At 54.6% G+C, this 13,086-nt stretch carries 10 protein-coding genes; 2 read left to right on the forward strand and 8 right to left on the reverse strand.

All coding sequences use genetic code 11. The features are described from left to right. Window positions 1–122 precede the first annotated feature (122 nt). From ompF to pncB, 3 genes are all read right to left on the reverse strand, one after another. A complete protein-coding gene (gene ompF / locus SK47_RS07005) occupies window positions 123–1,181 on the reverse strand; it encodes a porin OmpF (RefSeq protein ID WP_022650730.1) in 1,059 nt (352 codons plus the stop codon). 606 nt (window positions 1,182–1,787) lie between these two features. After that, window positions 1,788–3,188 (reverse strand): asparagine--tRNA ligase, encoded by a 1,401-nt coding sequence (gene asnS / locus SK47_RS07010; protein WP_003858191.1) that lies wholly within the window; start codon window positions 3,186–3,188, stop codon window positions 1,788–1,790. Between the two features lie 168 nt (window positions 3,189–3,356). Beyond that, window positions 3,357–4,559 (reverse strand): nicotinate phosphoribosyltransferase, encoded by a 1,203-nt coding sequence (gene pncB / locus SK47_RS07015; protein WP_048243720.1) that lies wholly within the window; start codon window positions 4,557–4,559, stop codon window positions 3,357–3,359. A gap of 254 nt (window positions 4,560–4,813) precedes the next feature. Here pncB and pepN point away from each other — a divergent pair, with 254 nt between their 5' ends. Next, on the forward strand, window positions 4,814–7,426 hold the full coding sequence (gene pepN, locus SK47_RS07020; protein WP_048243722.1) for an aminopeptidase N: 2,613 nt from the start codon (window positions 4,814–4,816) through the stop codon (window positions 7,424–7,426). Between the two features lie 102 nt (window positions 7,427–7,528). Here pepN and ssuB read toward each other — a convergent pair whose 3' ends face one another. The 5 genes from ssuB to ssuE are packed head-to-tail and all read right to left on the reverse strand — an operon-like array spanning window position 7,529 to window position 11,769. After that, complete coding sequence (ssuB, locus tag SK47_RS07025; RefSeq protein WP_023324411.1) at window positions 7,529–8,299, reverse strand: aliphatic sulfonates ABC transporter ATP-binding protein; 771 nt, start codon at window positions 8,297–8,299, stop codon at window positions 7,529–7,531. Continuing rightward, entirely contained in the window at window positions 8,296–9,087 is a 792-nt protein-coding gene (ssuC, locus tag SK47_RS07030) for an aliphatic sulfonate ABC transporter permease SsuC (protein WP_003858185.1), read from the reverse strand. The genes ssuB and ssuC overlap by 4 nt, the downstream gene beginning before the upstream one ends. Before the next feature lie 9 nt (window positions 9,088–9,096). Then, the gene (gene ssuD / locus SK47_RS07035) at window positions 9,097–10,242 is read right to left on the reverse strand and encodes an FMNH2-dependent alkanesulfonate monooxygenase (RefSeq protein ID WP_017384817.1); all 1,146 of its coding nucleotides are present in this window, start codon (window positions 10,240–10,242) and stop codon (window positions 9,097–9,099) included. Then, window positions 10,239–11,201, reverse strand: coding sequence for a sulfonate ABC transporter substrate-binding protein (locus tag SK47_RS07040; RefSeq protein ID WP_023315761.1), 963 nt, complete (start codon window positions 11,199–11,201; stop codon window positions 10,239–10,241). Before SK47_RS07040 ends, ssuD begins: the two co-directional genes overlap by 4 nt. Continuing rightward, window positions 11,194–11,769, reverse strand: a complete 576-nt coding sequence (gene ssuE / locus SK47_RS07045; protein ID WP_048243724.1) for an NADPH-dependent FMN reductase — start codon at window positions 11,767–11,769, stop codon at window positions 11,194–11,196. The genes SK47_RS07040 and ssuE overlap by 8 nt, the downstream gene beginning before the upstream one ends. A gap of 249 nt (window positions 11,770–12,018) precedes the next feature. Between ssuE and pyrD the strand changes: the two genes are divergently transcribed. Next, complete coding sequence (gene pyrD, locus SK47_RS07050; protein ID WP_015570907.1) at window positions 12,019–13,029, forward strand: quinone-dependent dihydroorotate dehydrogenase; 1,011 nt, start codon at window positions 12,019–12,021, stop codon at window positions 13,027–13,029. Window positions 13,030–13,086 lie beyond the last annotated feature (57 nt).

Genomic DNA, 13,086 nt, shown 5'->3' on the forward strand with positions numbered 1-13,086 from the left:
AATGCCAACCGTTTGCGACGAAAAGCGTGCGGCTTTTCAAAAGTCGCTATTATTTTCTCTCAGGAATAAAAAAACAGGGCCGAAGCCCTGTTCATTAAGCATATAACAACGAGGTGTGCTGATTAGAACTGATAAACCAGACCCAGAGCCACGATGTCGTCGTTGTTGATGCCCAGCTTGTTGTCGTCTTTCAGCTGGTTGATCTGATAGTCAACATAGGTAGACATGTTTTTGTTGAAGTAGTATGTCGCACCAACGTCGATGTAGTTGATGTAGTCTTCGTCACCGATACCTTCTACGTCTTTCGCTTTAGATTTGTAATAAGCGATGGATGGACGCAGACCGAAATCGAACTGGTACTGAGCGACGACAGAGAAGTCCTGAGACTTGTTAGCGAAACCACGGCTGCCCAGACGCGCTGCGTTACGCATTTCGCCATAAATAGCTGCCAGGTAGATGTTGTTCGCGTCATATTTCAGGCCGGTTGCCCACTGTTCAGCTTTGTCACCTTTACCCCATTCCAGCGTCTGCTGGTTGTTGGTACGGTCAGCTGCACCATAAGCACCCACAATGCCGAAGCCTTCGAAATCATAGCTCAGTGAGGTTGCCCAGCCGTCGCCGTTGGAACGTACTGCATCAGTACGCTCGTTTTTGCCCAGGTACTGAACACCAAAGTTCAGACCGTCAACCAGGCCGAAGAAGTTGCTGTTACGGTACGTCGCCAGGCCACCGGTACGGCCAGAGAAGAAGTTATCGCTCGCGCCGGTGTCGCCACCGAACTCAGGGAGCATATCGGTGATGCCGATTGCATCATAGACCAGACCGTAGTTACGACCGTAGTCGAAGGAGCCTGCGTCACCGAATTTCAGACCTGCGAATGCCAGACGGGTTTTGTTGCCGTTCTGTGCATCGCCACCTTCAGAGTTGTTACCCTGGAAGTTGTATTCCCACTGACCGTAGCCAGTCAGCTGATCGTTGATCTGAGTTTCGCCTTTGAAGCCCAGACGTGCGTAAGTGTTGTCGCCATCGTTGCTGTCATTATCGGAGAAGTAATGCAGGCCGACTGCTTTCCCGTAAAGATCTAATTTGTTGCCGTCTTTGTTATAGATTTCAGCAGCGTTTGCTGCACCGGCTACCAGCAGGGCAGGGACTACCACTGCCAGGATATTGCGCTTCATCATTATTTATTACCCTCATTGGTTTTTTTATGACACTCGCCACTGCCGTCAATAATTTCTGTCAATAAATATTTCCGGAACTATTGATGAGAGTTAGGTGTCTTTATGTGTCTGACAGGCATCTTTCCATTCATAGAACCGTTTCGCTACACTGAAAGTGCTACAATCTTCAAAATTCAGTTACCAAAAGAAAATATATGTAACTAAATATGTATTTTTGGGAACTTTGTGAAGCACCTCAAACTTCAGCGCTTTCTGGTGAATTAACCCTCCGCTTTATTCTTATATATATGATTTCCTTATGTTTAATTTAGCTAAAGGTCTTTCGTATAAACAGAAGTTAAACGGCTCATTTTTTCTTATAATCGACAAAAGCCATCCAGATGGCTGTGAGGGTGGTTGTTTTTTGTGCTATTGCGTAAGGATTGTATTAAGCGCCATAAAAATGGAGTTAATTTTTTATCTCAGGGTATTTCGTGGAAACAAAACGTAACAGGTAGAGGTAATCGCGGGGTTGTGGTTTAAAGACGCTTACTTTTGACTGACGAAAACTGACATTGCAGGATAAAATAATGGCCAGCATTTGCTGGCCATTAAGGATTTGGTCGGTTAGAAACTTGCGTTACGCGGTGTGCGTGGGAACGGAATCACATCACGTACGTTCTGAACACCTGTTACGTAAGCAATCAGACGTTCAAAGCCCAGGCCAAAGCCGGAGTGCGGGACGGTGCCGTAGCGACGGAGATCGCGATACCAGCTGTAGTCCGCCGGGTTCAGACCCATCTCCTGCATACGCGCGTCCAGCACATCCAGTCGCTCTTCACGCTGGGAGCCACCGATAATCTCACCGATGCCCGGCGCCAGCACGTCCATCGCGGCAACGGTTTTACCGTCTTCGTTAAGGCGCATATAGAACGCCTTAATGTCTTTCGGATAATTTTTCACCACAACCGGTGCTTTGAAGTGCTTCTCTGCCAGATAACGTTCGTGCTCGGAGGAGAGATCCACGCCCCAGTAAACCGGGTTTTCGAATTTCTCACCGCATTTTTCCAGGATAGCGACCGCGTCGGTGTAATCCACCTGCGCGAAGTCTGCGGAGACGAAGCGCTCAAGACGGGCGATGGCGTCGTTATCGACACGCTCAGCGAAGAATTTCATGTCGTCTGCGCGCTCTTCGAGAACCGCTTTGAACACGTATTTCAGCATCGCTTCTGCCAGGCCTGCCACGTCATTCAGATCGGCAAAGGCCACTTCCGGCTCCAGCATCCAGAATTCCGCCAGGTGACGGCTGGTGTTGGAGTTTTCCGCACGGAAGGTTGGGCCGAAGGTATAGATCTTAGACAGCGCACAGGCGTAGGTTTCGCCGTTCAGCTGGCCAGAAACCGTCAGGAAGGCTTCTTTACCAAAGAAGTCTTTGTCGTAATCCACTTTACCTTCCGGCGTACGCGGCAGGTTTTCCATATCCAGCGTTGAAACGCGGAACATTTCACCTGCGCCTTCGGTATCGGATGCCGTGATCAGCGGAGTAGAAACCCAGAAGTAACCCTGCTCGTCAAAGAAGCGATGCAGCGCCTGCGCCAGCGTATGACGCACGCGGGCAACCGCACCAATCAGGTTGGTGCGCGGACGCAGGTGCGCAACTTCACGCAGATATTCGATGCTGTGACGCTTTGCAGCCATCGGATAGGTGTCCGGATCTTCAACCCAGCCGGTCACTTCCACCGAGGTCGCCTGAATTTCGTAGCTCTGACCCTGGCCCGGAGAGGCCACCACAACACCGGTGACGATCACGGAACAGCCGGTTGTCAGGTGCAGAACGTCATCATTGTAATTGGGCAGAGAATTATTAATGACGGCCTGTACAGGATCAAAGCAGGAACCGTCATAGACGGCGAGGAAGGAGATGCCAGCTTTAGAATCTCGGCGAGTACGCACCCATCCGCGCACGGTGACCTCCTGGTCAACGGCGACACGGCCCTGGAGTACGTCGGCTACAGGCACAACGCTCATAATATTCTCTCTGTTAATAGTCGGAAAAAATAAACACTTGTCCGCCCTTATAGGGGGGATATCTATGTTACCTGCCATCCGCTATCAGACAAGTAAATTTCACCGTCTTGAGAGAAGAAATAAGAAATAAATAAGAGAAGGGGAGCCATGAAGGCTCCCCCGAAGCCGTTAACTGGCTTTTTTAACCTGAGGCAGATCGAAGGCTTTACGTAATGCGCGGACAAACGCTTTGTCATGGCAGATGGTTTTGCCAGGGCTGTCGGAGAGCTTCGCGACCGGCTTACCGTTACATTCCACCAGTTTTATAACGATGTTCAGCGGTTTCACCTGAGGGATATCACAGGTTAACCGCGTACCAATCCCGAAACTCAGGTTCACCCGCGATGAGAAATGGCGATAAAGGACGACGGCTTTTGCCAGGTCAAGGTTATCAGAGAAGACCAGCACCTTACTCATTGGGTCGATACCCAGCTTTTCGTAATGGGCGATGGCTTTCTCACCCCATTCAACCGGGTCCCCGGAATCATGGCGTAACCCCTGGTAGCGTTCGGCAAACTCAGGGCCAAAGTCGCGCAGGAATGCGTCCATGGTAATGCAGTCGGTAAGGGCAATACCCAGCCGATCCGGGTATTCCTCTAGCCACGCGGCGAGGGCGGCGCGCTGGCTGTTGGCAAGGTCAGGGCTGATCTGCTGGTGCGCCTGGAACCATTCGTGCGCCTGGGTGCCCATCGGCGTTAAATCAAGGCGACGTGCCAGATCGTAGTTACTGGTGCCAACGAACCACGGCTCCTGTTGCAGACGTCTGACAATGGCTTCCTGAACCTCGCGAGAGAAGCGGCGGCGCGTGCCAAAGTCCATCAGACGGAAGCGGGACATATCCAGCCCTTCGGTCAGTCTGGAAAACTCAACGAGTTTATTCTCCAGAGCGGCAACCGCCTGCGTCACACCGGTTTCAGGGGAGCGATAGCGGTGGGCCAGCTCGCTGATCACGGCCAGAAGCGGCACTTCCCACATGATCACCTCGCGCCACGGGCCGGTCAGACGAATGTCCAGCTTGCCGTTATCATTGGTGACGGTGACCTGTTCCGGCTTATAGCGGAACTCACGCAGCCAGTTCAGATAGTCCGCTTTAAAGAAAGGCAGGCCTGAAAGCCACTGATATTCGTCATCGGTGAGCGCCAGATGCTGCATGGCCTCGACCTGTTCACGAATGGAATCTGCGTAGATACCCAGCAAGTCGTCACCCCGGCAGCGAAATTCCGCCGCAACATGGACATCATGATAGTGGTGAAACACGGCTTGCTGCATATGCAGCTTGTACGCGTCGGTATCCAGCAACGTATGCAGAACCGGAGAAGCGAATTGAGTCATAGGTGCGCTGTAGCATCCTCTCACGGGAGCGTTTAGTACAATAAACAACTCCGGAGTATACCCTGTTTAGTGATTTATTGAACCCCGATCACAACATAAGCACACTTTATGGTCGAGAGCATTTCGTGCCCCGTGTTATAAAAATGTAGCTAAAAAGGGCGTTGTGCCTGAAAAGATGAACATTCTGCATAGCGCGTTTTACACAACAGGAATATATTGAATCGTTACTCGACAAACGATGCATAAGGTTTTCTATGACACAACAGCCACAAGCTAAATACCGCCACGACTACCGTGCGCCGGAATACCTGATAAGCGATATCGATCTGACTTTCGACCTGGATGCCACAAAAACCGTCGTGACGGCGGTAAGCCAGGTGACGCGCCAGAGCGCGACAGCCGTGCCGCTGCGTCTGGATGGTGAAGACCTGACGCTGGTTTCCCTGCATATTAACGATGAAGTCTGGTCAGACTATAAAGAAGAAGGCAACCAGCTGGTCATCGACAACCTGCCGGAACGCTTTACCCTGCGCATCGTGAATGAAATTAGCCCTGCCGCCAATACCGCGCTGGAAGGGCTTTACCAGTCAGGCGTAGCCCTGTGTACCCAGTGTGAAGCCGAAGGTTTCCGCCACATTACCTGGTATCTTGATCGCCCGGACGTCCTGGCGCGCTTTACCACCAAAATTATTGCCGACAAAACGCTGTACCCGTACCTGCTCTCCAACGGCAACCGGATTGGCGAGGGGGAAATGGAGAATGGCCGTCACTGGGTACAGTGGCAGGATCCGTTCCCGAAACCCTGCTATCTGTTTGCGCTGGTGGCGGGAGATTTCGATGTTCTCCGCGACACCTTTAAAACGCGCTCTGGCCGTGAAGTCGCGCTGGAGCTGTTCGTGGATCGTGGCAACCTTGACCGCGCACCGTGGGCAATGACCTCTCTCATCAACTCCATGAAGTGGGATGAAACGCGCTTTGGTCTCGAATATGACCTCGACATCTATATGATTGTTGCTGTCGATTTCTTCAACATGGGCGCGATGGAGAATAAAGGTCTTAACATCTTTAACTCCAAATACGTGCTGGCGCGTACCGATACCGCCACGGATAAAGATTACCTCGATATCGAACGCGTTATCGGCCACGAATATTTTCATAACTGGACCGGGAACCGCGTCACCTGTCGCGACTGGTTCCAGCTGAGCCTGAAAGAGGGCTTAACCGTCTTCCGCGATCAGGAGTTCAGCTCCGATCTGGGATCGCGGGCGGTGAACCGCATCAACAACGTGCGCACTATGCGTGGTCTGCAATTTGCAGAAGATGCCAGCCCAATGGCCCACCCGATCCGCCCGGATAAAGTCATTGAGATGAATAACTTCTACACCCTGACGGTGTATGAAAAAGGCGCTGAAATTATCCGCATGATCCACACCCTGCTGGGCGAAGAGAATTTCCAGAAAGGGATGCAGCTTTACTTCGAGCGTCACGACGGCAGTGCGGCCACCTGCGACGATTTTGTTCAGGCGATGGAAGACGCCTCTAACGTGGATCTGTCTCATTTCCGCCGCTGGTACAGCCAGGCCGGTACGCCGATTGTGACGGTCAAAGACGACTACAACCCGGAAACCGAGCAGTACACGCTGACCATCAGCCAGCGCACACCGCCAACGGCGGAGCAGGAAGAGAAACATCCGCTGCACATTCCGTTCAGCGTTGAGCTGTACGACAACGAAGGCAATGTGATCCCGTTACAGAAGGGCGGTCACCCGGTGCATAACGTGCTGAACGTGACCCAGGCAGAGCAGACCTTTATCTTCGATAACGTCTATTTCCAGCCCGTTCCCGCCCTGCTGTGCGAATTCTCCGCGCCGGTGAAACTCGAATACAAGTGGAGCGATCAGCAGCTGACGTTCCTGATGCGTCACGCGCGCAACGATTTCTCGCGCTGGGATGCGGCACAAAGTCTGCTGGCGACCTACATCAAGCTGAACGTCAACCGTTACCAGCAGGGCCAGCCGTTGACGCTGCCGGTTCATGTGGCAGACGCGTTCCGTGCCATCCTGCTGGATGAGAACATTGACCCGGCGCTGGCGGCTGAAATTTTAACGCTGCCGTCTGCGACTGAAATCGCCGAGCTGTTTGACATCATTGATCCGATTGCCATCGTCGCCGTGCGTGAAGCGCTGACCCGCACGCTGGCGACCGAACTGGCAGATGAGTTCCTCGCCATTTACAACGCCAACAAGCTGGACGCGTATCGGGTGGAACATGCGGATATCGGTAAACGTTCCCTGCGCAATACCTGCCTGCGCTATCTGGCGTTTGGTGAGGCAGAGCTGGCGAACACGCTGGTCAGCAAGCAGTACCACGAAGCCGATAACATGACGGATGCCCTGGCCGCGCTGGCTGCAAGCGTTGCCGCCGACCTGCCGTGCCGCGATGCGCTGATGCAGGAGTACGACGACAAGTGGTATCAGGATGGTCTGGTGATGGACAAGTGGTTCATCCTTCAGGCCACCAGTCCGGCAGCCGATGTACTCAGCAAAGTACGTAGCCTGCTGAAGCACCGTTCGTTCACCATGAGCAACCCGAACCGCGTCCGCTCTCTGATTGGTGCCTTCGCCAGCAGCAACCCGGCCGCGTTCCATGCCGAAGACGGCAGCGGTTATCAGTTCATGGTTGAAATGCTGACCGAGCTGAACAGCCGTAACCCGCAGGTGGCGTCTCGTCTGATTGAGCCGCTGATCCGCCTGAAACGTTACGATGCGCAGCGTCAGGCGAAAATGCGCGCCGCGCTTGAGCAGCTGAAAGGGCTGGAAAATCTGTCTGGCGATCTGTACGAGAAGATTGCTAAGGCCTTAGCGTAATAAAAAATTGCCCGGTGGGCAGGTAAAAGCAAAACGGCAACCTCGGTTGCCGTTTTTAGTTTTTTCTCCCTCTCCCTGTGGGAGAGGGCCGGGGTGCGGGCATCAGGCATTAGCTTTAATCAACACCCGTTCACTTACCCCACGCTTCATCACCCGATCCAGCACTTCGGCTTCCAGCTCCCCCAGTCGGGCCGATCCCACGCGGCGAGGACGCGGAATATCTACCGTCAGATCCAGACCAATTTTACCTTCTTCTATTAACAGCACCCTGTCTGCCATTGCCACGGCTTCACTGACATCATGCGTCACCAGCAGCACCGTAAAGCCGTGCGTCTGCCATAGGGTTTCAATCAGATCCTGCATTTCGATCCGCGTCAGGGCATCAAGCGCGCCGAGCGGTTCATCAAGCAGCAGCAGGCCGGGACGATGAATCAGCGCGCGTGCCAGCGCTACGCGCTGCTTTTGTCCACCCGACAGGGCCGCAGGCCACTCTCCCGCGCGATTCTCCAGCCCTACCGCAGCGAGTGCCTGCCGGGCGTCCTCCCGCCAGCTGCCCTTCAGGCCCAGCCCGACGTTATCCATCACCGTTTTCCACGGCAGCAGACGCGCATCCTGAAACATCATGCGCGTATCATCCTGAATCGTGGCCAGCGGCGTAGTGCCTGCCAGAATGTCACCGCTGTTTGGCGCTTCCAGCCCGGCTAAAAGACGCAGCAGGGTACTCTTGCCGCCACCGCTGCGGCCGACAACGGCAACAAACTGTCCGGCAGGAATGTGCAGATCCAGTGCATTCAGAATGGTGTTGTCGCCGTAGCGTTTGGTCACGCCGTTCAGCAGTAACGGTGTTCCCTGGTTCAGTCGTGCAGTATTCATGCTTTCGCCTCCTGAGCGGTGTAGGCCGGGTTCCAGCGCAGCCAGCTACGTTCCAGCCACTGGGCGCTGACGTCCGCAAGTTTGCCGAGCAGGGCATAAAGGATAATGGCAACCACCACCACGTCCGTTTGCAGGAACTCGCGGGCGTTCATGGCCAGATAACCAATGCCGGAGTTAGCCGAAATGGTTTCCGCCACGATCAGGGTTAGCCACATCAGGCCGAGCGCAAAACGCACCCCAACCATAATGGAGGGCAGGGCGCCCGGCAGGATCACATGGGTAAACAGGGCAAAACCTGACAGGCCATAGCTGCGGGCCATCTCAACCAGACCGCGATCGATATTGCGGATCCCATGCCAGGTATTGATATAAATCGGGAATAACGTTCCCAGCGCCACGAGGAAAATTTTGGCGCTCTCATCAATGCCAAACCACAAAATAACCAGCGGGATAAGCGCCAGATGCGGCACGTTACGCAGCATCTGAACGGAGGTATCCAGCAGCCGCTCACCCCAGCGGGACAGGCCGCTGATCAGCCCCAGCGTCAGGCCGATGCTTCCGCCAATCGAAAAGCCGATTACCGCGCGCCAGGAGCTGATGGCAAGATGTTGCCACAGCTCACCGCTGGCGCTGAGCGACCAGAACGCTTCCACAACGCCCTCCGGAGAGGGCAAAATGCGGCTCGACAGCCAGCCAGTTGAAGACGCCAGTTGCCAGACGAGGACAATGCCGACGGGCAGAAACCACGGCGCGGCGCGCAGTAGCCATTTTTGTGCGGTTGCAGACATGGTGGCTCCTTAGCTTTGCGCGACTTTTCTCGGGATAAACGCGTTCGCCACGGCTTCGCCCTGTAACTGAAGCTGGCGTGGCTGCGGAATTTCCGGGATAGCGACATCCAGGTGCGGGAACAGCAGTTCACCCACCTTGTACGCCTCCTCCAGATGCGGGTAGCCAGACAGGATAAAGCTGTCGATCCCCAGCGCCGCGTATTCATTAATGCGTGCCGCTACGGTTGGACCGTCGCCGACCAGCGCCGTGCCGGCGCCGCCGCGCACCAGACCCACCCCGGCCCACAGGTTCGGGCTGATCTCAAGATTTTCACGCTTGCCGTTGTGCAGGGAGGCCATCCGGTGCTGGCCCACGGAGTCGGTTTTGGCAAACGCCGCCTGTGCTTTGGCGATAGTGTCGTCGTCCAGATGAGCGATCAGACGGTCGGCGGCTTGCCAGGCCTCGTCGTTGGTTTCGCGGACGATCACGTGCAGGCGAATACCAAAGCGTACCGTACGGCCATGTTCTGCGGCTTTAGCGCGTACCTGAGCAATTTTCTCTTTCACCAGCTCCGGTGGTTCGCCCCAGGTCAGATAGAGATCGACCTGCTCGGCCGCCAGCTCCTGCGCCACGTCCGACGATCCGCCAAAATAGAGGGGAGGGCGCGGCTGCTGTACCGGCGGGAAGTAGAGCTGCGCATCGCGAACGTGGATATGTTTCCCTTCGAAGGTGACGGTTTCCCCTTCCAGCAGACGTCGCCAGACGCGGGTGAACTCTGCGGAGGCTTCATAGCGTTCGGTATGATCGAGGAAAACGCCATCCCCCGCCAGCTCCTGCGGATCGCTGCCCGTCACAAGGTTGAACAGCGCACGGCCGTTGGAAAGCCTGTCCAGCGTTGCCGCCTGACGCGCCGCGACGGTGGGCGACACCACGCTCGGGCGCAAGGCTACCAGGAATTTCAGGCGCTGGGTGACGGGGATCATTGACGCGGCAACCAGCCACGCATCCTCACATGAACGGCCCGTCGGGATCAGCACCCCGGTAAAACCGATGCGGTCTGCCGCCTGGGCGATCTGCTGTAGGTAGCCGTGATCGACCGGGCGGGCGCCTTCTTCTGTGCCAAGATAGTGTCCATCACCGTGGGTGGGTAAAAACCAGAAAAGATTCAGACTCATGATTTTTTTCCTTCAATGCCAGCGGGTTGCCAGATGCGTTCGCGAATATTCACCTGCTTTGGAACCAGGCGGTTTTGATAAAAGAGGTCTGCCGTTTGCTGCTGGAGAGCGGCAACGTGGGCGTCAACCGGTGCTATGGTGGTGGGAGGACGGTGGTCAAGATAGGTGGCGATCACCGGTTCAGGCAGGCCCATGGTTTTTGCCAGCAGCGTGATGCTCTGCTGACGCTGGCTTTGGGTCAGCGCATCGGCCTGAGAGAAGGTATCCAGCACCTGCTGAATAAATGCGCCATTTTTCTCAGCGTAAGGACGTGCCGCCAGGTAGAACGAACCGGTCTGCTTCAGGGTGGTGCCGTCTTTCAGCACCCGCACACCGCCCTGCAACAGTGCGGCGGAGTAGTACGGATCCCAGATAGCCCAGGCATCAACATTTTTTTGCTGAAACGCCGCGCGCGCATCGGCAGGCGTCAGGTAAACGGGCTGGATATCGGTGAATTTTAGGCCGGCCTCCTGCAACGCGCGCAGCAGCAGGTTGTGCGAGCTTGAACCTTTCTGGAAAGCAACCTTATGGCCTTTGAGGTCGGCGACGCTTTTGATCTCGCTGTTTTCGGGCACCAAAATAACCTCTGCCTTCGGCTTGGCGGGCTCAACGCCAACGTAAACCAGATCCGCCCCGGCAGCCTGCGCAAAGATCGGCGGGATATCGCCGGTGCTGCCTAAATCAATACTCCCGACGTTCAGCGCCTCCAGCATCTGTGGTCCGGCAGGGAACTCGACCCATGAGAATTTGGTCTCCGGGAAACGCTTCTCCAGCAACGCATGGCTTTTCGCCAGCACCATGCTGACGCTGCCTTTCTGATAACCGATACGCAGGCTCTCCGGCGCTTTCACCGTCGCCTGAGCCAGCGACGCCACTGCCAGCAGACCTGCCAGCCCGATACGGGTAACTGTTTTAAACATGCGCCACTCCTTGTGATTGATGAAATGCCGCCGCGTGGCGATCCCGACGGTTCAGGGCGTGCCAGAAGGTTTCAAGCGCGCTGTCGAGGCGGGTTTGCAGATTCGGCGTGAAATGCGGTTTATGCTGGTAGTCGATTACCTGTGAGTCGTCAGCGAAGACGCCATGCAGGATCTCCTGTGCTTTCAGCGCGTTCAGAACCGGCTTGAGGGCATAATCCACCGCCAGTAAATGGGCTACCGTACCGCCTGTGGCCAGCGGCAGGACGACCTTACCGTCCAGCGCACGTTCGGGCAGCAGATCGAGGAGCGTTTTCAGTGCGCCGGAAAAAGAAGCTTTATAAATCGGTGTCGCGACGACCAGCCCGTCAGCACTCTTAAGCTGTTCGATCAGGGTTTTCACCGCCGGGCTGTCGAAACGGGCGTAGAGCAGATCTTCAGGCGCGAAATTGTGCAAATTCCAGTGACACACTTCGACATCCAGAGCATTAAGCTTTTCGCGAGCGTATTCCAGCAGTGCGCTGGAGCGAGAGGGGAAGCGGGGGCTTCCGGCCAGGGTAATGACGCGCATGGTTGCTCCTTATAACTAATTGTTTGCTTTTATCTAACATTCATAACAATTTTCAGGAGTGTGACATTGCGTGGTTATTCCACTAAATGATTTATCCTCAGGATGAATGCAGAAAAATGCATAAGAAGCGAACCGATAAGTAAACGATTGCGTTTTACGTGGCTTTTTTTGCCACAGGTCAATTCCCTTTCCGGGCGGGATCGCACATAATCCCCTCCCGGTTTGCACACCGGGAATCCAGGAGAGTTCATGTACTACCCCTTCGTTCGTAAAGCCCTTTTCCAGCTCGATCCTGAGCGCGCTCATGAATTTACATTTCAGCAGTTACGCCGTATTACAGGAACGCCTCTGGCCGCGCTGGTGCGTCAAAACGTGCCGGAAAAACCAGTTCAGTGCATGGGCCTGACTTTCAAAAATCCACTGGGCCTGGCGGCCGGTCTGGACAAAAATGGCGAATGCATTGATGCACTCGGTGCGATGGGCTTTGGCTCGATCGAAATCGGGACGGTAACGCCGCGTCCGCAGCCGGGAAATGACAAGCCACGCCTGTTTCGCCTGGTTGAAGCCGAAGGGCTGATCAACCGCATGGGCTTTAATAACCTTGGCGTCGATCATCTGGTTGAGAACGTTAAGAAAGCCCATTTTGATGGCGTGCTGGGTATAAATATTGGCAAAAATAAAGACACGCCGGTCGAGCAGGGTAAAGATGACTATCTGATTTGTATGGAAAAAGTCTATGCCTATGCCGGTTATATTGCGGTGAATATTTCCTCGCCTAACACCCCAGGGCTGCGTTCATTACAATATGGCGAAGCGCTCGACGATCTTCTTAGCGCCATTAAAAATAAACAAACGGCGCTACAGGCGATCCACCATAAATATGTTCCGGTCGCGGTTAAGATCGCCCCGGATCTTTCGGCAGAAGAATTGATCCAGGTTGCCGACAGTTTAGTTCGCCATAATATTGATGGTGTGATTGCGACCAATACGACACTCGATCGCTCTCTCGTTCAGGGAATGAAAAACTGTGACGAAGCGGGTGGATTAAGTGGCCGTCCGGTACAATTAAAAAGCACCGAAATTATTCGCGCACTCTCCGCGGAATTAAAAGGCCAGCTGCCGATTATTGGCGTGGGTGGCATTGACTCCGTCATCGCTGCACGTGAGAAGATGGCGGCAGGCGCATCGCTGGTGCAAATTTATTCCGGCTTTATTTTTAAAGGGCCGCCGCTGATTAAAGAAATCGTCACGCATATCTAATCTTTTCTCTTAATCAGACAACCAGGGCTTTATTTCCAGCCCTGGTTGTTTTATATT

Source organism: Enterobacter sp. BWH52 (assembly GCF_001037565.1).
GTDB lineage: Bacteria > Pseudomonadota > Gammaproteobacteria > Enterobacterales > Enterobacteriaceae > Enterobacter > Enterobacter hormaechei_C.

Bases quoted from the DNA above. Each gene is read 5' to 3' on its own strand.
- pyrD (WP_015570907.1), top strand. From the start codon at position 12,019: ATGTACTACCCCTTCGTTCGTAAAGCCCTTTTCCAGCTCGATCCTGAG.
- ompF (WP_022650730.1), bottom strand. From the start codon at position 1,181: ATGATGAAGCGCAATATCCTGGCAGTGGTAGTCCCTGCCCTGCTGGTA.
- pepN (WP_048243722.1), top strand. From the start codon at position 4,814: ATGACACAACAGCCACAAGCTAAATACCGCCACGACTACCGTGCGCCG.
- ssuB (WP_023324411.1), bottom strand. From the start codon at position 8,299: ATGAATACTGCACGACTGAACCAGGGAACACCGTTACTGCTGAACGGC.
- ssuD (WP_017384817.1), bottom strand. From the start codon at position 10,242: ATGAGTCTGAATCTTTTCTGGTTTTTACCCACCCACGGTGATGGACAC.
- ssuE (WP_048243724.1), bottom strand. From the start codon at position 11,769: ATGCGCGTCATTACCCTGGCCGGAAGCCCCCGCTTCCCCTCTCGCTCC.
- asnS (WP_003858191.1), bottom strand. From the start codon at position 3,188: ATGAGCGTTGTGCCTGTAGCCGACGTACTCCAGGGCCGTGTCGCCGTT.
- ssuC (WP_003858185.1), bottom strand. From the start codon at position 9,087: ATGTCTGCAACCGCACAAAAATGGCTACTGCGCGCCGCGCCGTGGTTT.
- pncB (WP_048243720.1), bottom strand. From the start codon at position 4,559: ATGACTCAATTCGCTTCTCCGGTTCTGCATACGTTGCTGGATACCGAC.
- SK47_RS07040 (WP_023315761.1), bottom strand. From the start codon at position 11,201: ATGTTTAAAACAGTTACCCGTATCGGGCTGGCAGGTCTGCTGGCAGTG.